Source organism: Stutzerimonas chloritidismutans (genome assembly GCF_038562055.1).
GTDB lineage: Bacteria > Pseudomonadota > Gammaproteobacteria > Pseudomonadales > Pseudomonadaceae > Stutzerimonas > Stutzerimonas chloritidismutans_A.
Genome location: NZ_JBCFXD010000002.1, coordinates 59,780 through 85,287, shown reverse-complemented (window position 1 = coordinate 85,287; position 25,508 = coordinate 59,780). Strand labels below are relative to the sequence as shown.

Below are 25,508 nucleotides of genomic sequence, written 5' to 3'. Positions count from 1 at the left end.
CATGCTGATCAAACCGCAGCGCAAACATGGCCCCAAGGCCGAAATGAACGTGGTGCCCTATATTGACGTGATGCTGGTGCTGCTGGTGATCTTCATGGTCACCGCGCCGATGCTGGTGCAGGGCGTGAAGATCGAGCTGCCCAAGGTCGCCGCCGAGGCGATGCCCACCGAGAACGAGCGGCAGATCCTCACGCTCTCGGTCAAGGCCGATGGCGGCTTCTACTGGAACTTGGGCAACGAGCTGAACGCCGATGACCAGGCCGACAGCGCAATCGACCTCGAGCAGATGCGCGATAAGGTTGCGGCGATCATCGCCGAGCGCGGCGACACCCAGGTCTACGTGCGCGCCGATGATGCGGCGGACTATGGCCGCGTGGTGGCTGGCATCGCCGAGCTGCAGCGAGGCGGGGTGGTCAATCTCGGCCTGATCACCGAGGCGCCCCCCGGGCAGCCCGCTCCATGAGCAGCTTGAGCATGCCGCTGCCCGGCAGCTTCCCGGTGGCTCGACCCCAATGGCGCAGCCATGCCAGCGCGGCGACAGTAACGGTCGCGCTGCATGCCGCGGTGTTCGGTCTGTTGCTGCACGGCTGGACGCCCGAACTGACGCCGCCCAGCTCCACGCAGGTGCTCAAGACCCAGCTGGTCAGCCTGCCTGTGCCGCAGCCGAAACTCGAGGCGCTAGTCGAACCTGAGCCTGCGCCCGAGCCGGTCGAAGCGGCCATCGAGCCGGTCCTCGAGGAACCGCAGGTGGATCCGCGAATCGAACAGCATCGGCTCGAACAGGCCGAACTGGCATTCAAGCGGGCCGAGCAGAAGAAACAGGAAGAGGCGGCGCTGGAGCAACAACGGCTACGCGACGAACAGCGCGAGCAGAAACGCCAGCGTGAGCGGCAGGAACGGCTCGAAGCTGAGCACCGCGAGCAGCTGGCACGCGAGGCGCAACAGCGCGAACAGGCGGCTCGGGCCGAAGCAGCTGCCGCCGCCGAACGTGCGCGACAGGCCGAGGCCGCCGCAGCTTCCAGCCGCCAGTACCTGCCGATCGCCAAAGATGCGCCGGACTATCCGCAGCGTGCACTGGACAAGGGCATCGAAGGCAGCTGCACGGTGAGTTACTCGGTCAACCCGCAGGGGCGGATCGAAAACCCGAAGGTCCTGGAGGATTGCCACCCGCTGTTTATCCGGCCATCGCTGAACGCCGCGAAAAGCTTTCGCTATCAGCCGCGTATTGTCGAGGGTCGTGCCGTGACCGTTCCCGAAGTGAAGAACACCTTTCATTACCGCATCCAGTGATGCGCAGCAGATCCATTTGCCAGACGAGCCAGTGAATGAAACAGGACTTTCAGAGTTTCCACGCCAACCTTTCCGCCCTGGACGATCAGGCCATCAACCCCAGCGCCAATCCCTCGCTTGGGCAGCTGGTCGATCAGGGCCGGCGCAACCTGCTCAAGGGCGGCATGGGCCTCGCCGCGCTGGGCTTTCTCGGCGGCAGTCTGGGCGCCTGCCAGAGTGCCGTACAGTCGGATTCGCTGATCGGCTTCAGCGGGATTCCTACCCAGCTCGACCCTAAATTCGACAGCGTGCAGGTCGCGCCGGGCTACAGCGCGCGCACCTTCTTTTCCTGGGGCGACGCCGTGCTGGCCGACGCGCCAGCGTGGAACCCGGATGCCAGCGACGATTGGCAGGCTCAGCTCAAGCAGGCCGGGGACAACCACGACGGCATGCACTTTTTCCCGTTCCCAGACGCCCCTGATAGCCACGGCTTGCTGGTGATGAACCACGAATACGTCAACCCGCCGCTGCACCCCAACGGCATGACCTTCACCGATGGTAAGCGCCCGCTGGACGAGGTGCGCAAGGAACAGGCCGCGCATGGCCTGAGCATCATCGAGGTGAAGAAGGATGCCCAGGGGCAGTGGCAGCGAGTCATGCCGTCGCGCTACAACCGCCGCCTCTCCGCGATGACGCCCATGGCAGTTGGCGGTCCGCTGGCTGGTAACGATGCGCTGAAAACTGTTGCCGACCCGAGCGGGCGCGAGATCATCGGCACGGTCAACAACTGCTCCAGCGGCTTCACGCCCTGGGGCACCTACCTGATGTGTGAAGAGAACTGGCACAACTATTTCGTCAACCACGACGCGGCTGATCTGGCCAAGCGCAGGTCGCATAAGCGCTACGGCATCGCCGGCGAAGGCCTGAGCAAACTCTACGGCTGGGAAACCGCCGACCCGCGCTTCAACGCCACGCCGGACCCGGCGCAACCCCACGGCGGCTACGTGAATGAGCCGAACCGCTTCGGTTGGGTGGTGGAAGTGGACCCGTTCGACCCCCAGAGCAAACCGGTCAAACGCACCGCTTTTGGTCGCTACTGCCGCGAATGTTCAGTGCTGTCGCTGGGCGAGGACGGCCGCATGGCGTTCTACTCCGGCGACGACACCAAAGGCGAGTATGTCTACAAGTTCGTCCCCTCTGGGCGCTACGTGCCGGGTGCGGATCAGGCCAACCGCCAATTGCTCGACCACGGCACGCTCTACGTGGCGCGCTTCAATGCCGACGGCAGCGGTATGTGGTTGGCGCTGGTCCACGGCCAGAACGGGCTCACGGTCGAGAATGGGTTCGCCGACCAGGCCGAAGTCCTGCTCAACGCGCGTGCGGCAGCTGATAAGGCGGGCGCGACGCCCATGGACCGGCCCGAGTGGGTGGCGGTGCACCCGCGCAGCCGTGAGGTCTACGTGACGCTCACCAACAACGACAACCGCGGCGTCAAGTGGCCAACCGACAAGTCCAACCCGCGGCCGATCAACTTGCACGGGCAGATCCTGCGCTGGAACGAGAAGGGCGCCGACCCGACCGCCACCGCCTTTACCTGGGAAGTCTTTCTACTGGCCGGCGAACAACCCGGCGCCAAGAGCGCCAGCGGCCAGCCGGTGCCGGCCAACCTCACCGGCACCATCAATGGCGACATCTTTTCGTCGCCGGATGGCCTGGCGTTCGATGAGGCAGGGCGGCTGTGGATCGAAACCGACTACGGCGACGAAGAGCCCGCGATGCAGGCCATGGGCACCAACCAGCTGCTCTGCGCCGACCCGCGCACCCGTGAAGTCAGACGCTTTCTGGTGGGTCCTCGCGGATGCGAGATCACCGGCATCACTTGGAGCCCGGATTACCGCGCCATGTGGATCAATATCCAACATCCTGAGTTGAGCTTCCCAGCCAGTGATGGCAAGACACGCCCTCGTTCTTCCACGGTGCTCATCACCAAAAACGACGGGGGCGTTATCGGGACTTGATGCGTCCCGTTACAGACGAGCAGCCACGCCGTTGCGCGTCTGCGTGCACCGCGCTCACGCTGAACGTTTAACCTGCGGCCCGGCTCTAACAGGCAGATACATACCTGTTTGCATGTAACCAAGGAGCCGGGTCATGGCCATGTCGCAGCTGTATACACGCGTGTCCCTCGCCGTCATTGTTTCTTGCACGCCGCTGGTGAGCCAGGCGGGCCTTTACTCGCTGAAAATCGAAAACGACCTTTTCGCTTCTGATGATGGCCACTACACCAACGGGTTCGAATTGATGCGCTCGTTCAAGCCCGACGCCGATCACTGGTCGCGACGGTTCGCAGGGGCAATGCCAGGTTGGGAGGCAGAGGAGGTCGACAACATCGCCTATCGGCTTGGTCATCAGCTCTATACGCCGGACAACATCAGGCGTGCGGAGGTGATCGAGGATGACCGGCCCTATGCCGCACTGCTGTTCGCCGGCATGTCGATCTTCTCGGATGAGCAACACGAGGGTTGGCGCGGCGCCGGTGGGTTGCATCTGGACATCGGCATCGTCGGGCCGGCGGCCGGTGGCGAGAGGATTCAGCGCCGGGTCCATGAAGTCACCAACAGCAACGACCCGCGCGGCTGGGACAACCAGCTGCGCAACGAACCCTTCGTCAACCTCGCTTACCAGTACCGCTGGTGGCAGCAGCAACGCCTTGGCGGGCTGGAGTTCGAATACGGCCCGAGTGCCGGTTTTGCGCTGGGCAATCTGTACACCTACGGTTCTGCCGGGTTCGGCTTGCGCATCGGGCAGCGGCTGGAGCGCAGCTTCAGCATTCCGGCCGTGGCGCCCGCGCAGAGTGGCAGCATGTTTTTTGATCAGGGCGGCGGCTTTGCCTGGAGCCTGTTCGCGGACGTCGAAGGGCGCTACATGGCGCAAAACATGCTGCTCGAAGGCAATACGTTCAAGGACAGCCACTCGGTAGACCCAAACGAGTGGGTTGGCGATGCCAAAGCAGGCGTCGCGCTGACTTGGAACAGTTGGCAGCTGGCTTTCGCCAGGGTCTGGCGCACCCGTGAATTCAACGGACAAGACGAGCACGATCAGTTCGGCTCGCTGACGGTTTCGACCTGGTTCTAAAGTCGAAAAGAAACGGGGTGCGGATGCACCCCGCGGAAGCTTCGCTTACTTCTTGATCCAGTTGCCGTTCAGCTGAATGATTTGTCCAGGTGGGGTTTTCTCGATGGCCTTTTTGCCGGCAATGGCCTCGACGTCAGCGACACCGATGCCGTTCTTCTGGGCCAGGCGATAGTACTCGGCGCGCCGCGCCTGGTTGATCTGGCTGGCGATTTCTTCCGCTTGGCCGCCACTCTGCACCACGCCCAGATAGCCGTCGGGCTTTTCGCCGAGCTGGCCGCTGGCCTTGGCTTGGCCGAGCGCGGACATGGCTTCGTTGAGTGTCATGGCCGCGGCCGGCAAGGCGAGGCACAGCGCCAGGAGCAGGGTTCCGAATCTCAGATAGGTCTTCATAACGCTCCTCAGAACAGGCCGCTGTCTTCATTGATGATCGAGTCGAGCTGCTTGTCGACTTTGATGTAGATCTCGTGCTCGATTTTCACGTTGAGGTTGATATTGATTGGCTCGTTGGGCACGGCGAGTTCTACGCGTGGCGTACAGGCGCTGGCGAGCAGCGCGAGCAGTAAAATGCTGATCGGGTGGGGCAACCGCATGACGGCATCTCCAGGTCGAGGACCGCGTTACAGTGCCTTATCTGAGGCGTTCCTGCACGCGCCGTTGAATGGTTTCGCTGACCCGGTCGGATAACTGAAGGCTGGTCAGCAGCGCTGGAATGTCTTCCTCCAGATTGATCGAGAAGTTGATCGGGCGCCCGCCTTCCAGTGCCGGGTTTCTCCCATGCAGTTTCAGTCCCAGATCCAGCTTCCCGTCAGCCGCATAATGTACGTCGCTGGCCAGAAGATCGTAGTGGAAGTCATCCAGTGCCTCGGTCACCAGGCGCATCGCCGGGTTGGCCTGCCCCAGGGCCTGGATCTTCGGCGAACGGAATTGCAGCGCGCCTCCAGGATCGCGCGCCTGCAGCGAGCCTTGCTCGATACTGATCCCGGCTTCGCTGCGTTGCAGTTGCAGTTCTCCATCGATCACGCCCGTGCCGGAGAGTCCTTCGGCGGGATAGGCTTCGAGCAACAAAGGCAGTTGCAGCCCGCGCAGATGAGCATGCAATTGTTGGGTGCCTGCCGCGAGGTCGGCCGCGCCCGGTTCCAGCCATAGGCGACCACCCAGCAGCCGCACCTCGGCGACATTCCAGGCCAGGCGCCCCTGAGCGGGTGTGTCGAGCGAGGCCACATAGTCGCCGGCAAAGCGCAGGGGGCCAAAGGTAAAGCCGGGATTGGCTTCGCGCAGTGTCAGTTCTGACACCTCCAGCCGCAGTTGATTGCGCCGCAGGACGGCTGACAGCTCAGCATCGAGTCCACTCAGTTCGGTGCGGTCGTAAATACCCCCGAGCCCCTTGGCGCTGAGCTTGGCCGACGCTGCGAGTGGGCCGCTGCCGGGCAGGCTGATTTGTGCCTGACCCTGCATGCGGCCGTTGTTGAGTTCCAGCAGTGGCGGCCAGTCGGCGAGGGTCGTGGCCAGTGGGTTGCCAGCACGCAGGAATAGCTCTGGCAGGGAGATATGGAGGCGAGTCGCGCTGTCGACCCGGTTGTGGGTCAGCTTCAACGGCAGGCTGATTCCGGCGTCGTTGCTCAGCGGGCCGTCGAGCGAAATCTGGGACTGGTCCGCATTGAGCGTGCCGCTCCAGCGCCAGCCCTGAGGACGCAAGGCGGGCTGCTTCACTTCACCGGCGGTTACGGCTGTTTTTCCAGTGACCGCCAAACGCTGAATCTGGCCATCGCTGAAGCTAGCCTCGGCGCCCAGCCCCGCCAGCGCCATAACCAGCGTGCTGGCTGTAAGGTCTGAGGCGGCTGTCAGGCTGTCGAGCCGCAGCTGCGAGCCCTTTTCCAGGCGAATGGTGGCGTCCTTTTGCGAAACCCGTCCGCGCAGTCGCAGGTCCGCTTCGAGGCCTTTCAAGCTGAAGTCCGCCCCCGCGATCGCCGGGCTGCGCAGCTTGACCTGGGTGCGGTCAAAAGCCGCTGTATAAGGCTCAGTGGTTTGCAGTACCAGGCGCGTATCGAGCGTCATGGGCGAGGGACCGCGGGTAGCCAGTTGCATACTCAAGGGCAGTGTGTGAGGGGTCTCGTCATTCTGTGCCGGAACGATCTTGAGGCTGACGGCACGTGGGCGCAGTTGCTCTGGCAATGAGGCGAGCAGATCGGCGGCCGGCTGCAGGGTGAGATCGCCGTTGAGTTCGGTTGGTATCCAGAAGCCGTCATTGGCACGAACGCTGAGGTCCAACTGACCCTGTACCTGGCCCAAGCCGACCACGGGCCATGGCGCCGGCAGATTTGCTGACAATCGCAGTTCGCCGTTCAGCGCTTTCCAATCCTGCGGCAGAGTCTGCCTGTTGATCTCAAGTGCCCAGCCCGCGCCGATCCGCATCTGCTCGGGCAGTGTCGGCAACGCGGGTGGCGAATAAGCCAGCCATTCACTCAGCCAGTCCAGCAGCCAGGGTGCTTCAGGCAATTCGTTCATGGCCAATGTGCCGCGCCAGACTGTCGAGTCGCTACTGTCCGTCAGTTGGTTTTGCATGCTTAAGCGCGGCTGGCCGTCCAGCTGCAGGTCGAGGTCCAGATGGGTGTCGGTATCGCGTTCGTAGGCGTTCAGCGCCAGCGCCAGGCGGTGTGCCTGATGGTCCAGCTGCAGATCGAGCGTGGCGGGCAGGGTGTTGTGTTCGCCAAGCTGCCACGCCAGTTGCCCTTGAGCCTGACAGGTTCCGCTTGCACAGGGCACCGTCAGGCCAAGCGAGTGGATCAGTCCCTGTCTCGGCAGCCAGGTTGACCCGTCGATCACTTTTTTAAGGTCGGGTAAATAGAAGGGCGGGCTGTCGTCGTTTTCAGTGGCGGGCTGCCACTGAGCGTCGAGGCGCTTGATGTTCAGCGATCGCAGCGGCAGCAGTTGCCAACCGTCTGCGAAGTCTAGACGTAGGTCGTTGAGAGTTATTGCGAGCCGTTCGTCGGCTGATGGCTGCCTGACCAGGACAATCTGTCGCACGGCAAATTGGCTGAGTGTCAGGCGCGGTCCGCTCACCTCCAGCGTGACGATCCCGAGGTCACGCTTCAACTGCTGCCAGCGAATGCCTGCGTAAAACCCGAGCCCAAGGACGAGTAGCGTCAGGCCGGCAACCGCCCAGACGAGGATTGTCCGCCGCTTAGTCATGACCCGTTCCGCCGACATTCGATGCTCTAGCATAGGCTGGTCATGACGCGCTTGCGACCGGCTCCGGTACGAGTTCATGCGAGACTGATCCTGGTTCGGAAAGTTCCCGGAAATACAGTGGCGAGCCCGGAAATAGCGCTCTGGCGGGTGTTTGGAACAGGTTGCGCCAAACTTGTGCACATCTGCCTGTAAGCCTTGTCAAGCGCTTATGACAATCTGTCGCAAACCAAGCGGAAGCTTATATCTTCAATAACTAACTGAAAAATAAAGAAATTTTTCTTTGGCGAAAAAACCGCCAGTTTAACTGAAGCCCGCTAACCATAGGCTCTAGAGAAATCTGTAACCGGTTTGCCCACAGACTTATCCACAGGTTCTGTGGATTAAAAAATTGTGTGACCCAGATCGTGTATTTCCGATTTTTTCAAGACTTTAACTCTATGAAAAAAGGAGTACAGTGCGCGCCCTTGTTCCCCCGAACCATTCGGTGACCATGAGAACGCGTCCACTCGCCTCGAGCTCGCTCGAGAGCACATCATCTTCTCCACGCCTGCCGATGCGCATGGCGTTGTGGCTGCTGGACAGCCAGCGTCTAGGACAGACCAAAAGTGTTAAACGTATCGCGGGGCGGATGCTCAAGCAGCCGGCACTCGAAGGTGTAGTTGAGGCACAGAGCCGACTGGGACGCTTGCTCTGCCATGACTGCGACAGCCAGCGTGATCGCCGCATTGGTTTCGAACTGTTGCGCCAGGCAGCCAGAGCAGGCGACCGTCAGGCCCAGCTCGAGCTTGGTCAGCTTTACTGTCAGGGGCAGCACCGCGAGCTATCCAAGGCGCGCCACTGGCTTGAACAGGCTGCGGCCCAAGGCTCGGCCGAAGCCTCGCGCATCCTTCTGCGGCTACCGGCCAAGCGCTAGATCCTGCGTCGCAGACGGGCCAGCCTGACCTGTACGGGCTGGCTGGCTATACTGCCGGGCAGTTCAGCCGGAGCCGTTCATGCCTCTCAACCCCCTCTATCTAGCAGCAGGTCTCGGTGCCCTCTGTCTTTTACTCGCCGTAGTCATGTTGTCACTGCAGCGGCGCCTGTCCCTGCGTCAGGCGGAGCTGTCATTGCTGGACGAGCGGCTGAGTCAGGCGGTCATGGCCCAGGAAGGCCTCGGCGCACAGCTGGAAACCAGTCGTCAGGAGCAGGCCGACCTGCATGAAGCCCTCGCGACGCTGCAGGCTGAAGCTGCCGTGTTACGTAGGGAGACCGAATGGCTGCAGGCTCAGCGCCTGGAAACCCGCGAGACGCTCGATGATCTGCAGGCCGAGCGCGATGCGCAACAGTCGGAGCTACGCGCCCTGAGTGCTGCTCACGCCGCGGTAACAGCTGAGTTGAATGAACAACACAAAACCCATGAGCAGCGCCTGCAAGATCTTCAGGGTGCACGCGACGAATTGCGCGCCCAGTTTGCCGAGTTGGCGGGCAAAATTTTCGAGGAGCGCGAGCAGCGTTTCGCCGAGACCAGCCATGAGCGACTTGGGCAGCTGCTCGATCCGCTTAGAGAACGTATTCAGTCATTCGAGAAGCGCGTCGAAGAGAGCTACCAGAACGAAGCGCGTGAACGTTTTTCGCTGGCCAAGGAGCTGGAGCGCTTGCAGCAGCTCAATCAGCGTCTCGGTGATGAAGCGACCAACCTGACTCGTGCGCTGCAAGGACAGAAAACTCAAGGCAACTGGGGGGAGTTGATCCTTGAGCGGGTGCTCGAGCATGCCGGCCTCGAAAAAGGCCGTGAATACCACACTCAGGTGAGCCTCAAGAGCGCCGATGGCGAGCGCTTCCAGCCTGACGTTGTCATTCAGCTGCCCGGCGACAAGCAGGTCGTGGTGGACGCCAAGGTCAGTCTCACCGCCTACCAGGCGCTGACGCGCGCTGAGGACGAAAGCAGCCGGGCGCTGGCCCTCAAGCAACACGTCTTGTCGCTGCGCAACCATCTGAAGGGCTTGTCGCTTAAGGACTATCAGCGCCTCGAGGGGCTGCAGAGTCTGGATTTCGTCCTGCTTTTCGTGCCGATCGAGGCCGCGTTCGCGGCCGCGCTGCAAGGTGACCCCGAGCTATTTCAGGAGGCCTACAGCAAGCACATCGTGATCGTCAGCCCGACAACCTTGTTGGCGACGCTAAGGGTGATCGACAGCCTCTGGCGGCAGGAGCGACAGAGCCAGAACGCGCGCGAAATTGCCGAGCGTGCCGGGGCGCTGTACGACAAGTTCGCGGCGTTCATTCAGGATCTGGACGAGATCGGCAGCCGCCTGCAGCAACTGGACAAGGCTTACCTCGGTGCGCGCAACAAGCTCACCGACGGGCGTGGCAATCTGGTGAGCCGCGCCGAACAGCTCAAGTTGCTGGGTGCACGGGCGAGCAAGCAGCTGCCAACTGATTGGCTCGAACGTGCTGGGGCGGAGGCGCCTCTGGAGACCGAGGAATAGCGCGCGTCTCTGTTACAGCAGCCACAGCACCCCGAGGCCAAGCAGCAGACCGCTGAGCATGAACGGCAAGGTCAGCAGCGCCAGGGTACGCCCGCCGATGAAAAGGATCAGGCCGCCCTTGACCAGGCTGTTGCTCAGCGCGGCAAGAAAGATTCCTTGCACCGCGACCTGCTCCGCCAGGTCTGTCCGGGCGCTGTTGGCCAGTGACAGAGTAATGGCATCCACATCAGTCAGCCCCGACAACAGAGACACCAGATAGACCCCCGCATCTCCGAGCCCCCGTTGCGCAGCTTCGACGAGGAACAGGATGAGTACTAACAGGCCGGCAAAACGCAGCGCGGGCCCCAGTTCGAAAGGGTTCTTCAGGGGTGGCTCGGCGGTGTGGTCGTGATGCTGACCGGCGCGCAGGTAGTAAAACAACGCACCGGCGGCGTAGATCAGACCGGCTGCCAGCATCGGCGCGAGCAGTGCCGGTAGCAACGCCCGATTGACCACCCCGACTTCCAGCAGTACCCGCGGGAACATCAGCGCCGAGGTTGCCAGAAGGCCGGCGGCCAACGCATGGCGCATTTTTTCCGAGTCCAGCCGGGCGAGGGTGATGGTCATCGCTGTGGATGAAACAATGCCGCCCAGCAGTGCCGTGATCATCAGTCCGTGTCGGGTGCCCAGCAGACGGATGGCGACATAGGCGGCAAAGCCGATACCGGCGATCAGCACCACCATCCACCAGGTGGTGTAGGGATTGAAAGCCTGCCAGGGTCCATAGCCCTGATTCGGCAGCGCTGGCAGCAGCACCACGGAGATGAACAGCAGCTTCAGCACGCCGCTCAGTTCGGCCTCGTTGAGCTTGTGCAGCGCGCCGTGCAGCCGCGCCTTCAGACTCAACAGCAGCGCTACGACGATCGCCACCGAGGCGGCCAGCAAACGACTCTCCGCTACCGCGAGGCTGCCCAGCAGGAAGGTCAGCAGCAGCGCCATTTCGGTGGTCATGCCGTGGTCGGTACTGGTGCGGGACTCGATTACATAGCCGACGATCGTCAACAGGGCCAGTACGGCGAACATTGCAATCCAGGCGGGCAGGCCGAAGTGACTGGCGCTCAGTGCAGCCAGACCACCGAACAGTCCCGCCAGGCCGAAAGTGCGAATGCCGGCCATCTCCTGGCCTTCCTGGTCACCGCCGCTCCAGCTTCTTTCCGTACCGATCAGCAGGCCCACACCGAGAGCGGTTGCCAGGTTCAACAGTAATTCGAGGGTCATGGGCAAAGGCCGTCAGCAACTTCTGATGACTTCAGTTTAGCCGTCTCGCTGCAGCGACGGCTTGCGCTGGCGCAACGCGGCCTCAATGCAGCGGAACGTGACGGCTCATCAGGGCGCGCAGCGCAGCAGGCTTGACCGGCTTGGCGAGAAAATCCAACCCCGCCGCGTGGATCGCGGCGATCAGCTCCGGACGCCCGTCAGCGCTGATCACCACTCCGGGCACCGGCTCGCCGAGGCGGGTACGCAGCCAGGCCATCAGCTCCGAACCAGTCTCACCATGGTCCAGGTGGTAGTCGACCAGCACCAGTTGCGGGCGCACATCCTCACGCAGTAACGCCTCGCATTCGGCCCGGTTACTGGCGGTCCAGACCTGGCAGCCCCAGCGTGACAACAGGCTGTTCATCCCCACCAGGATGCTGTCCTCGTTGTCGATACAGAGCACCTGAATGCCGGTCAGGGCGGTTTGCTGCGCTTCGCCTTTGCCGTTGCTGATGGGCTGTCGCTGCACCTGGCTGGCGATTGGCACCGTCACGCTGAACACGCTGCCTTTGCCCGGCCAGGAGCGTACCGCCAGTGGATGATTGAGCACTTGGCAGAAGCCATCTGCGATGGCCAGACCCAGTCCAAGACCCTTCTCGGCGCGCGTCTGATGGCTGTCCAGTCGTTTGAATTCCTCGAAGATCACCCGCAGTTTGTCCTCGGCGATGCCCGGGCCGTGGTCCCATACCTCAAGACGCAATGACGAACCCTGGCGACGCACCCCCAGCACCACCCGGCCCTTGGCATAACGGAAGGCGTTGGTGAGGAAGTTTTGCAGCACTCGTCGCAGCAGGCGGATATCGCTGTCGACCCGCAATCGACTGCCATGCACCCTGAAGTCGACGCCCTGTTCGGCGGCAAGCATGGTGAACTCCGTGGTCAGGGTGTCGAACAGAGTCGCCAGCGGGAAGGGGTTGCGGTCGGGGGTGATGCGACCGTTTTCCAGGCGTGAAATATCGAGCAGATCGGAGATCAGGTCCTCGGCCGAGCGCAGGGAGCTGTCCAGATGACGCACCAGGTCCCGCGCTTCTACCGGCAGTGCGTCATGCTGGTGCGACAGCGCGGCGGAAAACAGCCGCGCCGCGTTGAGGGGCTGCATCAGGTCATGACTGACCGCGGCAAGGAAGCGTGTCTTCGACTGACTGGCCGCCTCGGCTGCACTCTTGGCGGCCGTCAGTGCCTTGTTCAGCTTCGACAGTTCCTGCGTGCGTTCGCTGACGCGCTGCTCGAGGCCTTCGTTGGCGTCCTTCAGGGCACGTTCGGCGTCACGGTAGGCGGTGATGTCGCTGAAGCTCATGACGAAGCCGCCACCGGGCATGGGGTTGCCGATCAGCTCGACCACCCGACCGTTGGGGAAGGTGCGCTCCGAGGTATGCGCGCGGCCCTGACGCATCCAGTACAGACGCTTGGCCACGTGTGTATCGGCATCACCGGGGCCGCAGAGGCCGCGTTCGGCGTTGTAGCGGATGATGTCGGCGATGGGGCGGCCGATGTAGACCAGCCCGTCCGGGTACTCGAACATTTCCAGATAGCGGTGGTTCCAGGCCACCAGCCGCAGCGACTGGTCGACGACGCTGATGCCCTGGGTGATGTTTTCAATTGCTCCTTGCAGCAGCGCACGGTTGAACTGCAGTACCTCGGAGGCTTCGCCGACGATGCGCACCACGTCATCGACCTGCATGTCCCGGCCTTCCAGCGCGGCCTTGACCACGGCACGGGTGGACGAGGCGCCCAGTACCCCGGCCAGCAGTCGTTCGGTATGAGCGATCCATTGACCGTCGGCCTGCTGCCGGGGCGAATAGTCGTGACCGTGACGCCGGGCGAAGCGCTGGAAGCTGAGTTCGGCGCGCTCGGCACCAACGAAACGCGAAGCGAGCAGGAGCAGGTCCTCCACCTGCACGGCAAGCAGCCGGCGGGTGCTCGCCGTGGAGTGGATTTCCTGACCAATGAAGCGGCTGGCCTGCCAGTGTTCGGCCACCCGCGTCTGCGACAGGATGGACACCCAGAAGAACAGCGTCGCGTTGCCCACCAGGGACAGGGTGACGCCTAGCGTCAAGGCGCTGGTGTTGAATGGCAGATCGGCTGTGTACATCCACTGCAGGCCGGGGAACATTTCCAGCGGCCAGCCGAGCAGCGGCAGGATCAGGGTGTAGATCCAGATCAAGCCGCCCGCAGTGAGGCCGGCGAACACTCCTCGGCGGTTAGCCTGCTTCCAATACAGCGCGCCGACCATGGCGGGTGCCAGCTGAGTGAGCGCGGCAAAGGCAATCTGGCCGATGGTCGCCAGGCTCGCGTTGGAGCCCAGTAGGCGGTAGCTGACATAGGCCAGCAGCAGGATGGCGACGATGCTGATCCTACGAACCGAGAGCATCCAGTGGCGGAACACTTCAAAAGGCTGTTCGGCCTCCTTGCGACGCAGCAACCAGGGCAGCAGCATGTCGTTAGAGACCATGGTCGACAGCGCCACGCTGGCCACGATGACCATGCCAGTCGCCGCTGATGCCCCGCCAATGAAGGCGAGCAGGGCCAGGGCTGGATGCGATTCTGCCAGTGGCAGGCTGATCACGAAGGAGTCCGGGCTGACGCCACTGGGCAACAGCAACTGGCCAGCAAGCGCGATCGGGATGACGAATACGGCGGCCAGCACCAGATACAGCGGGAACACCCAACGGGCCAGGCGGAAGTCACGCGGTTCGATGTTTTCTACAACAGTCACGTGGAACTGCCGTGGAAGGCAAACGATGGCCATCAGTGCGACGGTGGTTTGCACCATCATGGCTGGCCAGTTCACCGTCTCCTGCCAGAAGGCCGAGAGTTCGGGGGCGTCGTGGGCACGGTTGAACAAGTCGCCGAAACCATCGAACAGGCCAAAGGTGACGAAGGCGCCGATCGCGAGAAAGGCAAACAGCTTGACCAACGCCTCGAAAGCAATGGCCAGGACCATGCCGCGGTGGTGCTCGGTCACATCCAGGTTGCGAGTGCCGAACAGAATGGTGAACAGCGCCAGCACCATCGATACGATCAGCGCGGTGTCTTGCGCGCCGGAGCCGGCAGCGGCCTCGCCTTCATTGCCCACCAGCAGGTTCACGCCAAGAACGATGCCCTTGAGCTGCAGCGCGATGTAGGGCAGCACGCCGACCAGGCAGATGAGTGTCACCACCACCGCCAGCGGCTGCGACTTGCCGTAGCGCGCCGCAATGAAGTCGGCAATCGAAGTGATGTTCTCCTGCTTGCTGATCATGATCATCTTCTGGATGACCTGAGGCGCCAGCAGCATCAGCAGAATCGGGCCAAGGTAGATCGGCAAAAAGGCCCAGAGTTGTTCTGCCGCCTGGCCGACCGCGCCGAAAAAGGTCCAGCTGGTGCAATAGACCGCCAGCGACAGGCTATAAACCCAGGCACGAACCCGCGGCGACAACTGGCTGCGGTTGCGATCGCCGTAGAAGGCAATGGCAAACAGCACGGCCATATAAGTGAGGGCGACCAGCGCAATCAGCCCACCGGACAACGACATGCGAACTCCAGATACACATAAATAAAGCGGGCTCGAGCCTGGCCCATTCCACCGTGTGGCCGAGTCATGCCGGGGTCGGGCAGCATTTCACGTTTTGCCGGTCGGCGGCCTGATCACTCGAGCTGCGCATCAGACGTAGCCGATATAAGGGCGGTTACCGGGATAGTGTTTGGGTGCTGCTCAAGCTCGGCAGGTTTCGGATGGCCGGAGTTACCGCTCATTGATAGTTGAATGGGTAAAGTTTCGCAGTAAAACGGGGCGGCGTGTTGCGGCTGCGACCATGGTCGCATGAGCGCGACAGCTATGGCTGAGTCCGGCGCAAAGCCTTGCGATAGACCTCCTGCTTCGCGATCGTGGCAATTTGAGGCGTCAGCGCTGCGCGATTGCCGTTGATGAGAAGCGAACCACCGAGGCGCACGTTCGCTTGGTCGCGCCGCTTTGCCGATTTCAATCCTTCACTGCCGGAGGCGGAACTGGGCTGGACCTGGCTGGACTAGGCCGAGCATGGCAGCGGCCTCAACGCCGCGATCAAATACCTATTGCTCAAACATGCTTTCGAAACCTGGCAGCTGGTGCGCCTGCAGTTGAAAGCGGCGCTAAGCAATCTGCGCTCTCAGTGCGCCATCGAAAGCTCGGTGCCCAGTGGGAAGGCCTTCTGCGCAATCACCGCCGCCTTGCCGATGTCCGCCTGGATAGCACCGCGCTGTACCGCATCGACACCTCAAGTGCCGGCCATCGCCCCCGAGCCTCGACTTGCGGTAATGTTGGTCCCTTCCAGAAACGCTGCCTCAGCGTTCATCCGCCTGTCTTCAACCTTTTCTATGCTCCGGCCACGACGGCGGTGCGTAGCTCATCATCGTTTGCGGTGCATACCTAAGGAGCCACGATGTCCCGCTCGCAAGAATTCTTGCACGGTTGCCGCGATATTCTGCCGCTTATCGTAGGTGCCATTCCTTTCGGCATCATTTTCGGAACCCTGGCCATAGGTGCTGGGCTGTCCGGCTGGCAGGCCATGGGGATGTCTGCCTTGGTCTTCGCTGGTTCGGCGCAATTCATTGCCATCACCTTGATCACCGGTGGCGTTGGGGCAGCAGTGGTGCTGCTCACGACCTTCGTGGTCAATCTGCGCCACGCGCTCTACAGCGCCTCGATGCAGCCCTTCGTTCGGCATCTTCCCGGCCGCTGGCGTGTTCCACTGGCGTTCTGGCTGACCGATGAAGCTTTCGCCGTGATCCAGCATCGATATGCGCGCGATGACGTTTCGCCGCACAAGCACTGGTTCTTCCTCGGTGCTGGGCTGACCATGTACCTGAGCTGGCAGCTGGCGACACTGGCCGGTATCGCCTTTGGTCAGGCTGTGCCAAACGTCGCGAGTTGGGGGTTGGACTTCGCCATGATCGCCACCTTCATCGGCATCGCCGTACCCATGATGCGCACCCGACCGCAGGTGGCATCAGCGCTGGTCGCAGCGGTCGTCGCGCTGTTGACCTGGGAGCTGCCTTACAAGCTCGGTCTGATTGCCGCCGCGCTGGCCGGCATTGTCGTGGGTGTCTGGCTCGAGCGACGGGCCGAGCGACAGCTTCAAGCGGAGGCGTGCTGATGCAGATTTGGCTACTCATTCTCGGAATGTTGGCGATCACCTTTCTGACTCGATTCAGCTTCTTCGCCTGGCCCAACCTGCGTTTTCCACGCCTGGTGGAGCAGGGGCTGCATTACGTGCCGGTCGCGGTGCTCACGGCCATCGTCGTGCCAGGAATGCTGATGCCAGCAGGCGAATGGGCACTGGACTGGCGCAACGCCTATCTGTTGGCGGGCCTGCTGTCGATCCTGATCGCAGCCTTGACCCGAAACCTGCTGGCGACTATCGCGGGCGGCTTGCTGTTCTTCTTTCTGTTGCGCTGGGCATTCGGGCAGTTGCCGCTGTGACGTATCGCCCAGTCCGCGACGCGCGCGTGGCAGCGCTGTGCCTTTGCTGGACCCTGGACGCTCAAATAGCCAAGGTGTTTTCCATGGAAGCGGATCGATGACCAAGCCACATTCCCAGTTCACTCTGTTCGGTAAGCGGCGCTTCCTGCCGTTCTTCCTGACCCAACTGTCGGGGGCCTTCAACGACAACCTGTTCAAGCAGGCGCTGATCCTGGCCATCCTCTACAAGATCGGCGCGAGTGCCGACAGCAGCTTGCTGATCAACCTGTGCGCGCTGTTGTTCATCCTGCCGTTCTTCCTGTTCTCCGCGCTCGGCGGCCAGCTTGGCGAGAAGTACGCCAAGGAGAGACTGATACGGGCAATCAAAGCCGGTGAGATTTTCATCATGCTCGCCGGCGGCGCGGGCATGCTGCTCGGCAATCTGCCGTTACTGCTGGCCGTGCTGTTCTGCATGGGCACACAGTCCGCGCTGTTCGGGCCGGTCAAATATTCCGTATTGCCCAAGCTGCTCGAGGATCACGAGCTGGTCGGTGGCAACGCGCTGGTGGAGATGGGTACTTTTCTGGCGATTCTTGCCGGCACCATCACGGCTGGCGTGATGATGGCCAGCGACGGTTATGCGCAACTGATAGCCGGCAGCGTGGTGCTGGTGGCGGTTGCCGGCTATCTCGCCAGCCAAGCTGTACCTGCGACCGGTGCGTCCTTACCGACGCTTGAGATGGACTGGAATTTGTTTCGTCAGACCGGCGCGATCCTGCGCATGGGCTTGGGACAGCGCCTCTCGGTGTCGCGCTCGCTAATTGGTAACTCTTGGTTCTGGTTTCTCGGCGCGACCTATCTGACCCAGATCCCGGCGTATTCGAAGGATCTGCTGCACGGCGATGAAACCGTCGTCACGCTGATCCTGACGGTCTTCTCGGTGGGCATCGCCCTTGGTTCGCTGCTCTGCGAGCGGCTTTCCGGGCATAAGGTGGAAATCGGTCTTGTGCCGTTCGGCTCCTTTGGCCTGACACTCTTCGGCCTGCTGCTGTGGTGGTGTTCGAGCGGTTTTCCGCAGGCTGCATTCCCTCACGACTGGCTGGCGCTGCTGGGTATCGGGCAGGCCTGGTGGATTCTCGCCTCGGTGCTGGGGATCGGTGTGTTCGGCGGGTTTTACATCGTGCCGCTGTATGCGCTCATCCAGTCGCGCACCGCCGAGCACGAGCGGGCACGAGTGGTGGCGGCAAACAATATTCTCAATGCGCTGCTGATGGTCATTTCAGCGATTGTTGCGATCTTGCTGCTGACTGTATTTGGACTGTCGATTCCGCAGCTGTTTCTCGTGGTGTCGCTGATGAACGTCGCCGTAAGCGCCTACATCTTCAGCATCGTGCCTGAATTCAGCATGCGCTTCCTGGTCTGGCTGCTCGGCCACTCCATGTACCGGGTGCGCCAGCAAGGACTTGACGCGATCCCTGATGAAGGTCCGGCCGTGCTGGTCTGCAACCACGTGTCCTTCGTTGATGCGCTGTTGATTGCCGGGGCGGTGCGCCGACCCGTTCGCTTCGTCATGTACTACAAGATCTTCCGCATTCCGGTGCTGAACTTCATCTTTCGCACGGCGGGCGCAGTGCCCATCGCTGCGCGACACGAGGACGAGGTGATCTACACCCAGGCGTTCGAGCGCGTCAGCCGCTATCTCAGCAATGGCGAAGTGGTGTGCATCTTCCCCGAAGGCAAGCTCACCACCGACGGCGAGATCAATGAGTTCAAGGCGGGCGTGGAACGTATTCTTGAGGCCAATCCAGTGCCCGTGGTGCCGATGGCGCTTCGGGGCCTGTGGGGCAGCTTTTTCAGTCGCGATCCGGACAAGGGCTTCTTCCGACGGATCTGGTCGCAGGTGGACCTGGTCGCCAGTTCGCCGGTTGCCGCCAGCGAAGCCAGTCGTGAGCAGCTACAGGCGCAGGTCAGTCTGTTACGTGGCCATCGGCGCTAGGCAGCAAAGTGTTTTGCAATCACGCCATCCACAGGCGAGTGTTTTAGCCGGCCCGATGGGTCATACATATCGGCTTGACCAAGCAAGGGCATGGATCGCTCGTGTCGAGTCGGGGTCGATTAAGAGAACGGGACCGGAGGAGATGAAGCATGGTCGACTTATACAAGACAGAAACCATCACTCGTTCCGAGGTCGATTCGCTTGATGGGATAACGGTGCTCGACTTTGGCACAAACTGGTGTGGCCATTGCCGTTCTGCGGAGCCGCATGTCGAGCGGGCGCTGGCTGATTTTCCGCAGGTCAACCACATCAAGATCGAAGATGGTCAGGGTCGACCACTCGGACGCAGCTATCGGGTCAAATTGTGGCCAACGCTGGTGTTCGTCCGCCTTGGGCAGGAACTAGCGCGGGTGGTGCGGCCGACGAGTGCCGATGCGGTAAGGGACGCTGCAGCCAAGGCTACCGAGCAGGTTTGATCTGAGCCGCTCGGTTAGGCATGGCAGTGGTTGGTGGCGTACCGAAGGTGTGTGGCGGCCGACCTGGGATCGGCCGCCATACACATTACTGCTGAGTCACGGTGGCCATGTTGCCCGAGCCCATCTGCGACACGATGGCCGAGTCACCCATGCCGCTCTGGGTCAGCATGGCCTGGTTGCCGACACCACCCTGCATGACCTGCGCCAGGTTGGCTTCGCCAGTCTGTGTCAGGCTGACCTCGTTGTCTGAGCCGTATATCTGCTGAATGTCGGCCACGTTGAGGTCGCCGCCCTGCAGCACATCCACACGGTTGTTGTCGCCGTAGCTAGAACCGGTCAGCTCGTTGCCATTTCCGGTTTGAGTCACGGTGAGCAGGTTGTCGGCGCCGTCCTGGGCGAAGTCGATCAGCTGATCGGTGCCCGCCTGAGTGACATAAGCCTCGTTGAACTGCCCGTTCTGCTGCAGCGAAGCCGTCATCATGCTGCCGTCTTGATCGACGATGGCATAGTTGTTGTCCCCGGTCTGCTCGGTGCTGGCGGTGTTGCTATCGCCAACCTGGAAGATGTCGGCGCTGTTGGCGGTGCCGTCCTGGTAGATCGACGCTGTCTGCAGCGAGCCGCTCTGGTCGATGTAGGCTTCGTTCTGCAGTCCGTTGGACTTGATCTCTGCGCTGTGCTCGGTGCCTTCCTGCGTGACGGACGCGACCTGCAGATCACCCTGCTGGTCGATATCGGCGATGGAGTCAGAGACATTCATCTGGTAAACGGTGGCGTCGTTGCTGTTGCCTTCCTGATTGACCAAGCCATCATTACGCGCGCCACCTTCCTGCCAAACCAGCGAGGTGTTCTCATTGCCCACCTGACGCTGCTCCGAAACGCTCAGTTCGGTGCTGTTCTGAATGGACTCGGCAAAGTTGTCGCTGCCGTTCTGATCGATCACGGCGGTGCTCAGGTCAGCAGCGGTCTGCTCGGTGTAGGCAGTGTTGAAGCTGCCTTGCTGGTACTGGCGAGCAGTGGCCCCGAAGGAGTCGCTCTGAACGATGCTCGCGTCATGGTTGTCGCCGTCCTGCAGCTGGATCGCTTCGCTTTGCTCGGTCGTGGTCTGGGCGATGTCAGCGAAGTTCTGGTTGCCGGTCTGGGTTTGCACGGCGTCGGACATTGTGGCCCCGGTCTGCGTCACCATGCCGTCGTTGCTGATCCCCGTCTGGGACTGATAAGAAATGTTGTCCTGACCGCCAGTCTGGGTGACCTCCACAATGTTGTCCGCGCCTGACTGATTCTGTTCTGCGCTATTGTCTGCGGCGTGTGCCTGAGTGGCCAGAATCGCGATGATGGCGGCTGCGAGGGGCTTGCACTTGAACATGTCATCTCTCCATGGATTTTTAGATGCGTGTTGCTCCTGACTGGGCGGCTGCGCAGCGCTGTTAGGCGGCAGCTACTGCGAATCAGTCCTGGAACTGCATCAATCCTAGAAGTTGCTCGTGACAGCTAAATGTCGATTCGCTTGTTTCTCGACGTTTTTATGACGGGCGGTATGCCCTAGGCTCTGCAGCGAGTGGTTCAAATCGCTCAATGTCAGCCCGCTTCCCGGTGTGTTCACTGGCTGAGCTTCAGGCCAAGCAGGCCGATGCAGATCAGCAGCACGCTACTCAGGCGAAGCAGGCTCATCGATTCGCCGAACAGGATGATGCCGGCGATCACTGTGCCCACCGCGCCCACGCCGGTCCAGACGGCATAAGCGGTGCCTAGCGGCAACGTTTTCATGGCGAGCCCCAGCAGGCCCAGACTAGTGGCCATTGCAGCAATGGTCAGCAGCGTGGGAAGGGGGCGGGTGAAGCCATCGGTGAATTTCAGCCCTACAGCCCAGCCGATTTCGAACAGGCCGGCAAGCAGCAGAATGATCCAGGACATACGCACCTCGACAGGACGGTGATTGGGTGGGGCCGTCCCCGGTGAGTTGTGCAGCCTGAGGTCGTCCTCAGCTGGTGCTATCGTTCACGCTGTGATCGGTCCGGGCAATGGGTCCGGACTGATCGCAGCTAACCCTGTTGTGCGTCCCGGCAGCGTCGACGGGAGCGGGCAGATCAGATGCCCTGCGGAATCTCCTCGCCACCCAGAGCTTCGAACAGTGCCGGGAGGAATTCCTTGAAGGTCAGCATCATCAGCAGGAAGCTGGCGTCCTGCTGGCCTAGATCATCGTCACCTCCATCCTGCTCGGCCTGGTCCTGCAGCAGCTCCTCGAAGCGCAGGCGCTTGATCACCAGCTTGTCGTCAAGCACGAAGGACAGCTTGTCCTGCCAGCCCAGTGACAGCTGTGTGACCTGCTTACCGACTTCAAGGTGTTGCTGAATTTCATCGCTGGTCAAGTCCTGGCGCTTGCAGCGCACCACGCCGCCGTCTTCATGGGTATCGCGCAGCTCGCACTCGTCGAGGACGAAGAAATCATCTGCGGCTTTCTGCGTCTTCACCCAGTCGGTCATCGTGGCCGAGGGAGCAATCTTGACGGTTAGAGGACGAACCGGCAGCGAGCCGATGGCTTCACGCAGCGTGGAAAGAAGGTCTTCGGCGCGCTTCGGGCTGGAAGCGTCCACCAAGATCAGGCCTTGCTCGGGCGCGATGGCGGCGAAAGTGCCGGACTTGCGAATGAATGCACGAGGCAGGAAAGCCTGGATTATGTCGTCCTTGAGCTGCTCGCGCTCTTTCTTGTAGACCTTGCGCATTTGCTCGTTTTCGATCTCGTCGACCTTTTCCTTCAGCGCGTCCTTGACCACGCTGCCGGGCAGGATGCGTTCTTCCTTGCGGGTTGAGATCAGCAGGAACCCCTGGCTCGCATGCACCAGCGGTGCATCCTCTCCCTTGCCGAAGGGTGCGACGAAGCCATAGGTGCTCAGTTCCTGACTGGCGCAGGGGCGGGCGGGCTTGGCGGCCAATGCGGTTTCAAGTGTCTCGACATCGAAAGGGATGTTCTGAGTGAGACGGTAGATGAGCAGGTTGCGAAACCACATGCGATGGAAACTCCGGTAAAAGCAAAGCGCGCATTATTCCCCTCTGGCGAACGCAGGCCAACCCTGTGCGGGAGCAATGCCGATGGAAACCACAAAAATGGCCCTTAAACCGAGTGTTTCCTAAGTCTTTGTAAGTTCTTCAATTTTTTTTTCAAAAGGGGGTTGCCAAGGTCAAGATCCATCTCTAGAATGCGCCCCACTTCGAGAGCAAACGGGTGATTAGCTCAGCTGGGAGAGCATCTGCCTTACAAGCAGAGGGTCGGCGGTTCGATCCCGTCATCACCCACCACTCGAGGTTTAGCGCAGCGGTAGTTCAGTCGGTTAGAATACCGGCCTGTCACGCCGGGGGTCGCGGGTTCGAGTCCCGTCCGCTGCGCCATATTTGCCATCAAGGACCACTGAACGCCTTGATAGCTCGAAGAAAGCGACCTGCGGGTCGCTTTTTTTTGTCCTCGATTTTTCCCTTCGTCAGTTTTGGCGTTTCGTGCGGCACTTCCATACTTTTCAAGGTCTTTACCTATTAGCTAAGTGCGTTCGGTAGCCACTGCACGAGCTCGCTGCTAAGCTCCGGCAATGTTTTTGCTCCACTTCTTGGGTAATAAGGAAACAGAATGAGACCTCAACGTTTGGCGTCGGCGATAGCCCTGGTTGGCCTGGTCCTGGCGGGCTGTGATTCGGAAACCAGCGCTAAGCTGGAAACGCCGGCGCAGAAAGCCTCTTATGGCATCGGCCTGAATATGGGCAAGAGCCTGGCGCAGGAAGGCTTGGCAGATCTGGATTCGACAGCTGTCGCGCAAGGCATCGATGATGCCCTTGGCAAGAAAGATCAGAAGCTGACTGATGAAGAGCTGATGGAAGCCTTTGCCTACCTGCAGACCCGTGCCGAAGAGCGCATGGTCGAGATGAATAAGGAGGCGGTTAGCGCCGGCAAGAAGTTCCTCGAAGAAAATGCCAAGCGTGAAGGCGTGAAGACCACCGAGTCCGGCCTGCAGTATGAAGTGATCAAAGAGTCGGACGGCGCCCAGCCGGGTCCTGATGATGTTGTCACCGTTCACTACGAAGGCACCCTGACTGACGGCACGGTCTTCGACAGCTCAATCAAGCGCGGCACCCCGATTGATTTGCCTGTTGGCGGCGTGATTCCAGGTTGGGTCGAAGGACTCCAACTGATGCACGTAGGTGAGAAGTACAAGCTGTATATCCCGAGCGAACTTGCCTATGGCGAGCAGAGCCCGAGCCCGCTGATTCCAGCCAATTCCGTTCTGGTCTTCGACCTTGAGCTGCTGGGTATCAAAGACGAGAAAGGTGGAGCAACGCCTCCGCCGGAAGCTGTCGAAGAAGCTATCGAGGCGGCCAAGGAGTAACTGCTCCGCGCCAGCCAAACGCCCCGCAGATGCGGGGCGTTTTTGTTTCCAGTTTTCGTAGTGTTCGAGATGGTTTGCGGCGCATGCCTTTTGTGGCGGCGAGCGTGCCCTCGATCAGTGTCTATGCGGTCGCGAAGCAAGCGTTGAGCTTGGTCCGCCAGCAAGCTGGCTCCTGCAGGCAGTTCTCACAAGGCATTACTGTCCTATGAGAGCAAAGGCGTCTGGTTGTCATCTGATGCTTTGAAGGCGGCTCCGCAGTCTCAGGGCTCGCCTGCACAACGGAACGCGCTTCAGTGCGGTCCCGCGGGGGGGAGCGAAGCGAATAACCTGGGACAGCGTCTCTGGTGAGAGTCCGGCTAATACAAAAAAGCCCCAGACAATCGTCTGAGGCTTTGATTTGGCTCCGCGACCTTGGACTCGACTGCACAGCAGAACGCGCTTCAGCGCGGCCCCGGGGTGAGCGAAGCGAATAACCTGGGACAGCGTCCCTGGTGAGAGTCCGGCTAATACAAAAAAGCCCCAGATAATCGTCTGAGGCTTTGATTTGGCTCCGCGACCTGGACTCGAACCAGGGACCCAATGATTAACAGTCATTTGCTCTACCGACTGAGCTATCGCGGAATAGCGGTGCGTATCCTAATGATAACTAAGGGGAAGTCAACCCTCGGCAGTTACAGAACCTGGACGATGGCGTCAGTGACATGGTCAAGGTTATTGTGGTTCAGCGCTGCGGCGCAGATGCGGCCGGTGCCGATCGCGTAGACACCGAATTCGACGCGAAGACGCTCGACCTGCTCGGTGGTGAGGCCTGAGTAAGAGAACATTCCGCGTTGCTTGGCGACGAAACTGAAATCTTGTTTGGCGCCTTTTTCGGCCAATTGGCGAACCATGGTCAAGCGCATGTCTTGAATGCGCGTACGCATTTCGCCAAGTTCGGTTTCCCACATGGTCCGCAGTTCTGCGTTGTTGAGCACGGCAGATACCACTGTGGCCCCGTGGGTCGGCGGGTTCGAATAGTTGGTCCGAATCACGCGCTTGATCTGCGATAGCACGCGCGCCGACTCGTCACGGCTCTGAGTCACCATCGACAGGGCCCCAACTCGCTCGCCGTACAGCGAGAACGATTTGGAGAAGGAGCTGGAAACGAAGAAGCTCATGCCTGATTCAGCGAACAGGCGCACGGCTGCAGCGTCTTCTTCGATGCTGTCGCCGAAACCCTGGTAGGCGATATCGATGAACGGTACGTGGTCGTTGGCGCGCAGTACTTCGAGGATCTGCTTCCAGTCTTCCGGCTGCAGATCGACACCGGTCGGGTTGTGGCAGCAGGCGTGCAGCACGACGATGGAGCGCGGGGGCAGGCTGTTCAGGTCTTCCAGCATGCCGGCCCGGTCGATGCCATGGCTGGCCGCATCGTAATAGCTGTAATTCTGCACAGGAAAGCCGGCGGCCTCGAACAATGCGCGATGGTTTTCCCAGCTTGGGTTTGTGATGGCCACGACTGCGTTGGGCAGCATGCGCTTGAGGAAGTCTGCACCGATCTTGAGTGCGCCAGTGCCGCCCAGTGCCTGGGTGGTGACCACGCGGCCATCGGCAACCAACGCCGAGTCGGCACCAAACAGCAGGCCTTGCACGGCCATGTCGTAGCTGGCAATACCATCGATCGGCAGGTAGCCGCGTGGCGCGTTCAGCTCCAGTCGCGCCATCTCGGCGGCAGCGACAGCGCGCAGCAGGGGAATCCGACCTTCTTCGTTGTAGTAGACGCCCACCCCCAGGTTGACCTTGTTCTGCCGCGTGTCGGCATTGAAGGCTTCATTGAGGCCGAGGATCGGATCGCGCGGCGCCATTTCGACAGCGGAGAACAAACTCATGATGGGGAGGCTCGAAGAGAGGAGGT

Annotated in this window: 20 protein-coding genes, 3 tRNA genes and 1 pseudogene; 14 read left to right on the top strand and 10 right to left on the bottom strand. The window is 61.2% G+C overall.

The features are described 5' to 3' along the window. Position 1: 1 nt before the first annotated feature. From tolR to AAGW23_RS03750, 4 genes are all read left to right on the top strand, one after another. Positions 2-463, top strand: coding sequence for a protein TolR (tolR, locus tag AAGW23_RS03765; protein ID WP_342405029.1), 462 nt, complete (start codon positions 2-4; stop codon positions 461-463). After that, positions 460-1,290, top strand: coding sequence for a TonB family protein (locus AAGW23_RS03760; RefSeq protein WP_425540807.1), 831 nt, complete (start codon positions 460-462; stop codon positions 1,288-1,290). The genes tolR and AAGW23_RS03760 overlap by 4 nt, the downstream gene beginning before the upstream one ends. A gap of 35 nt (positions 1,291-1,325) precedes the next feature. Continuing rightward, positions 1,326-3,287 carry a PhoX family phosphatase gene (locus AAGW23_RS03755; RefSeq protein ID WP_342405028.1) on the top strand — a complete coding sequence of 654 codons (1,962 nt, stop codon included), beginning with the start codon at positions 1,326-1,328 and terminating at the stop codon, positions 3,285-3,287. 133 nt (positions 3,288-3,420) lie between these two features. Next, a complete protein-coding gene (locus AAGW23_RS03750) occupies positions 3,421-4,404 on the top strand; it encodes a lipid A deacylase LpxR family protein (protein WP_342405027.1) in 984 nt (327 codons plus the stop codon). Between the two features lie 45 nt (positions 4,405-4,449). Here AAGW23_RS03750 and AAGW23_RS03745 read toward each other — a convergent pair whose 3' ends face one another. From AAGW23_RS03745 to AAGW23_RS03735, 3 genes are read right to left on the bottom strand one after another with little or no spacing between them, the layout of a single operon-like run. Then, positions 4,450-4,794, bottom strand: coding sequence for a YdbL family protein (locus AAGW23_RS03745; protein WP_342405025.1), 345 nt, complete (start codon positions 4,792-4,794; stop codon positions 4,450-4,452). Between the two features lie 8 nt (positions 4,795-4,802). Continuing rightward, positions 4,803-4,994, bottom strand: a complete 192-nt coding sequence (locus AAGW23_RS03740; RefSeq protein WP_073300661.1) for a YnbE family lipoprotein — start codon at positions 4,992-4,994, stop codon at positions 4,803-4,805. A gap of 37 nt (positions 4,995-5,031) precedes the next feature. Next, entirely contained in the window at positions 5,032-7,593 is a 2,562-nt protein-coding gene (locus tag AAGW23_RS03735; protein WP_342405024.1) for a YdbH domain-containing protein, read from the bottom strand. 559 nt (positions 7,594-8,152) lie between these two features. Between AAGW23_RS03735 and AAGW23_RS03730 the strand changes: the two genes are divergently transcribed. Both AAGW23_RS03730 and rmuC read left to right on the top strand, forming a co-directional pair. Then, positions 8,153-8,506 carry a tetratricopeptide repeat protein gene (locus AAGW23_RS03730; protein ID WP_234484500.1) on the top strand — a complete coding sequence of 118 codons (354 nt, stop codon included), beginning with the start codon at positions 8,153-8,155 and terminating at the stop codon, positions 8,504-8,506. A 79-nt stretch (positions 8,507-8,585) separates the two neighbouring features. Next, positions 8,586-10,058 carry a DNA recombination protein RmuC gene (gene rmuC, locus AAGW23_RS03725; RefSeq protein ID WP_342405023.1) on the top strand — a complete coding sequence of 491 codons (1,473 nt, stop codon included), beginning with the start codon at positions 8,586-8,588 and terminating at the stop codon, positions 10,056-10,058. A 12-nt stretch (positions 10,059-10,070) separates the two neighbouring features. Here rmuC and AAGW23_RS03720 read toward each other — a convergent pair whose 3' ends face one another. Beyond that, on the bottom strand, positions 10,071-11,315 hold the full coding sequence (locus AAGW23_RS03720) for an MgtC/SapB family protein (RefSeq protein WP_342405022.1): 1,245 nt from the start codon (positions 11,313-11,315) through the stop codon (positions 10,071-10,073). An 82-nt stretch (positions 11,316-11,397) separates the two neighbouring features. Further along, entirely contained in the window at positions 11,398-14,868 is a 3,471-nt protein-coding gene (locus AAGW23_RS03715) for a PAS domain-containing hybrid sensor histidine kinase/response regulator (RefSeq protein ID WP_342405021.1), read from the bottom strand. A gap of 434 nt (positions 14,869-15,302) precedes the next feature. Here AAGW23_RS03715 and AAGW23_RS03710 point away from each other — a divergent pair. The 5 genes and pseudogenes from AAGW23_RS03710 to AAGW23_RS03690 all read left to right on the top strand — a co-directional run. Then, positions 15,303-15,583: pseudogene (locus AAGW23_RS03710) on the top strand (GNAT family N-acetyltransferase); the annotation flags it as partial. A 171-nt stretch (positions 15,584-15,754) separates the two neighbouring features. Next, positions 15,755-16,468, top strand: coding sequence for an AzlC family ABC transporter permease (locus AAGW23_RS03705; RefSeq protein WP_342405019.1), 714 nt, complete (start codon positions 15,755-15,757; stop codon positions 16,466-16,468). Beyond that, positions 16,468-16,794, top strand: coding sequence for an AzlD domain-containing protein (locus tag AAGW23_RS03700; RefSeq protein ID WP_342405018.1), 327 nt, complete (start codon positions 16,468-16,470; stop codon positions 16,792-16,794). The genes AAGW23_RS03705 and AAGW23_RS03700 overlap by 1 nt, the downstream gene beginning before the upstream one ends. Before the next feature lie 97 nt (positions 16,795-16,891). Then, positions 16,892-18,769: an MFS transporter gene (locus tag AAGW23_RS03695; protein WP_342405017.1), complete on the top strand. Its 1,878-nt coding sequence runs from the start codon at positions 16,892-16,894 to the stop codon at positions 18,767-18,769. Positions 18,770-18,918: 149 nt separating this feature from the next. After that, the gene (locus tag AAGW23_RS03690; RefSeq protein ID WP_342405016.1) at positions 18,919-19,245 is read left to right on the top strand and encodes a thioredoxin family protein; all 327 of its coding nucleotides are present in this window, start codon (positions 18,919-18,921) and stop codon (positions 19,243-19,245) included. Between the two features lie 85 nt (positions 19,246-19,330). Here the strand turns inward: AAGW23_RS03690 and AAGW23_RS03685 are convergent, their stop codons facing one another. From AAGW23_RS03685 to rdgC, 3 genes are all read right to left on the bottom strand, one after another. Then, on the bottom strand, positions 19,331-20,608 hold the full coding sequence (locus tag AAGW23_RS03685; protein WP_342405015.1) for a hypothetical protein: 1,278 nt from the start codon (positions 20,606-20,608) through the stop codon (positions 19,331-19,333). Between the two features lie 233 nt (positions 20,609-20,841). Continuing rightward, complete coding sequence (sugE, locus tag AAGW23_RS03680; protein WP_342405014.1) at positions 20,842-21,156, bottom strand: quaternary ammonium compound efflux SMR transporter SugE; 315 nt, start codon at positions 21,154-21,156, stop codon at positions 20,842-20,844. A gap of 173 nt (positions 21,157-21,329) precedes the next feature. Continuing rightward, positions 21,330-22,250, bottom strand: a complete 921-nt coding sequence (gene rdgC, locus AAGW23_RS03675) for a recombination-associated protein RdgC (RefSeq protein ID WP_342405013.1) — start codon at positions 22,248-22,250, stop codon at positions 21,330-21,332. Positions 22,251-22,463: 213 nt separating this feature from the next. Between rdgC and AAGW23_RS03670 the strand changes: the two genes are divergently transcribed. The 3 genes from AAGW23_RS03670 to AAGW23_RS03660 all read left to right on the top strand — a co-directional run bounded on the left by AAGW23_RS03670 (position 22,464) and on the right by AAGW23_RS03660 (position 23,614). Further along, positions 22,464-22,539 (top strand) — tRNA-Val (locus AAGW23_RS03670). Between the two features lie 13 nt (positions 22,540-22,552). Beyond that, positions 22,553-22,629: transfer RNA gene (locus AAGW23_RS03665), tRNA-Asp, on the top strand. A gap of 232 nt (positions 22,630-22,861) precedes the next feature. Next, complete coding sequence (locus tag AAGW23_RS03660; protein ID WP_342405012.1) at positions 22,862-23,614, top strand: FKBP-type peptidyl-prolyl cis-trans isomerase; 753 nt, start codon at positions 22,862-22,864, stop codon at positions 23,612-23,614. A gap of 545 nt (positions 23,615-24,159) precedes the next feature. Here AAGW23_RS03660 and AAGW23_RS03655 read toward each other — a convergent pair. Next, a tRNA-Asn gene (locus AAGW23_RS03655) sits at positions 24,160-24,235 on the bottom strand. Between the two features lie 50 nt (positions 24,236-24,285). Continuing rightward, positions 24,286-25,482: an amino acid aminotransferase gene (locus AAGW23_RS03650; protein ID WP_342405011.1), complete on the bottom strand. Its 1,197-nt coding sequence runs from the start codon at positions 25,480-25,482 to the stop codon at positions 24,286-24,288. Positions 25,483-25,508: the final 26 nt, after the last annotated feature.

Excerpts from the sequence above, each read along its gene's own strand:
- tolR (WP_342405029.1), top strand. The coding sequence starts at position 2 with ATGCTGATCAAACCGCAGCGCAAACATGGCCCCAAGGCCGAAATGAAC.
- AAGW23_RS03760 (WP_425540807.1), top strand. The coding sequence starts at position 460 with ATGAGCAGCTTGAGCATGCCGCTGCCCGGCAGCTTCCCGGTGGCTCGA.
- AAGW23_RS03755 (WP_342405028.1), top strand. The coding sequence starts at position 1,326 with ATGAAACAGGACTTTCAGAGTTTCCACGCCAACCTTTCCGCCCTGGAC.
- AAGW23_RS03750 (WP_342405027.1), top strand. The coding sequence starts at position 3,421 with ATGGCCATGTCGCAGCTGTATACACGCGTGTCCCTCGCCGTCATTGTT.
- AAGW23_RS03745 (WP_342405025.1), bottom strand. The coding sequence starts at position 4,794 with ATGAAGACCTATCTGAGATTCGGAACCCTGCTCCTGGCGCTGTGCCTC.
- AAGW23_RS03740 (WP_073300661.1), bottom strand. The coding sequence starts at position 4,994 with ATGCGGTTGCCCCACCCGATCAGCATTTTACTGCTCGCGCTGCTCGCC.
- AAGW23_RS03735 (WP_342405024.1), bottom strand. The coding sequence starts at position 7,593 with ATGACTAAGCGGCGGACAATCCTCGTCTGGGCGGTTGCCGGCCTGACG.
- AAGW23_RS03730 (WP_234484500.1), top strand. The coding sequence starts at position 8,153 with ATGGCGTTGTGGCTGCTGGACAGCCAGCGTCTAGGACAGACCAAAAGT.
- rmuC (WP_342405023.1), top strand. The coding sequence starts at position 8,586 with ATGCCTCTCAACCCCCTCTATCTAGCAGCAGGTCTCGGTGCCCTCTGT.
- AAGW23_RS03720 (WP_342405022.1), bottom strand. The coding sequence starts at position 11,315 with ATGACCCTCGAATTACTGTTGAACCTGGCAACCGCTCTCGGTGTGGGC.
- AAGW23_RS03715 (WP_342405021.1), bottom strand. The coding sequence starts at position 14,868 with ATGTCGTTGTCCGGTGGGCTGATTGCGCTGGTCGCCCTCACTTATATG.
- AAGW23_RS03705 (WP_342405019.1), top strand. The coding sequence starts at position 15,755 with ATGTCCCGCTCGCAAGAATTCTTGCACGGTTGCCGCGATATTCTGCCG.
- AAGW23_RS03700 (WP_342405018.1), top strand. The coding sequence starts at position 16,468 with ATGCAGATTTGGCTACTCATTCTCGGAATGTTGGCGATCACCTTTCTG.
- AAGW23_RS03695 (WP_342405017.1), top strand. The coding sequence starts at position 16,892 with ATGACCAAGCCACATTCCCAGTTCACTCTGTTCGGTAAGCGGCGCTTC.
- AAGW23_RS03690 (WP_342405016.1), top strand. The coding sequence starts at position 18,919 with ATGGTCGACTTATACAAGACAGAAACCATCACTCGTTCCGAGGTCGAT.
- AAGW23_RS03685 (WP_342405015.1), bottom strand. The coding sequence starts at position 20,608 with ATGTTCAAGTGCAAGCCCCTCGCAGCCGCCATCATCGCGATTCTGGCC.
- sugE (WP_342405014.1), bottom strand. The coding sequence starts at position 21,156 with ATGTCCTGGATCATTCTGCTGCTTGCCGGCCTGTTCGAAATCGGCTGG.
- rdgC (WP_342405013.1), bottom strand. The coding sequence starts at position 22,250 with ATGTGGTTTCGCAACCTGCTCATCTACCGTCTCACTCAGAACATCCCT.
- AAGW23_RS03660 (WP_342405012.1), top strand. The coding sequence starts at position 22,862 with ATGAGACCTCAACGTTTGGCGTCGGCGATAGCCCTGGTTGGCCTGGTC.
- AAGW23_RS03650 (WP_342405011.1), bottom strand. The coding sequence starts at position 25,482 with ATGAGTTTGTTCTCCGCTGTCGAAATGGCGCCGCGCGATCCGATCCTC.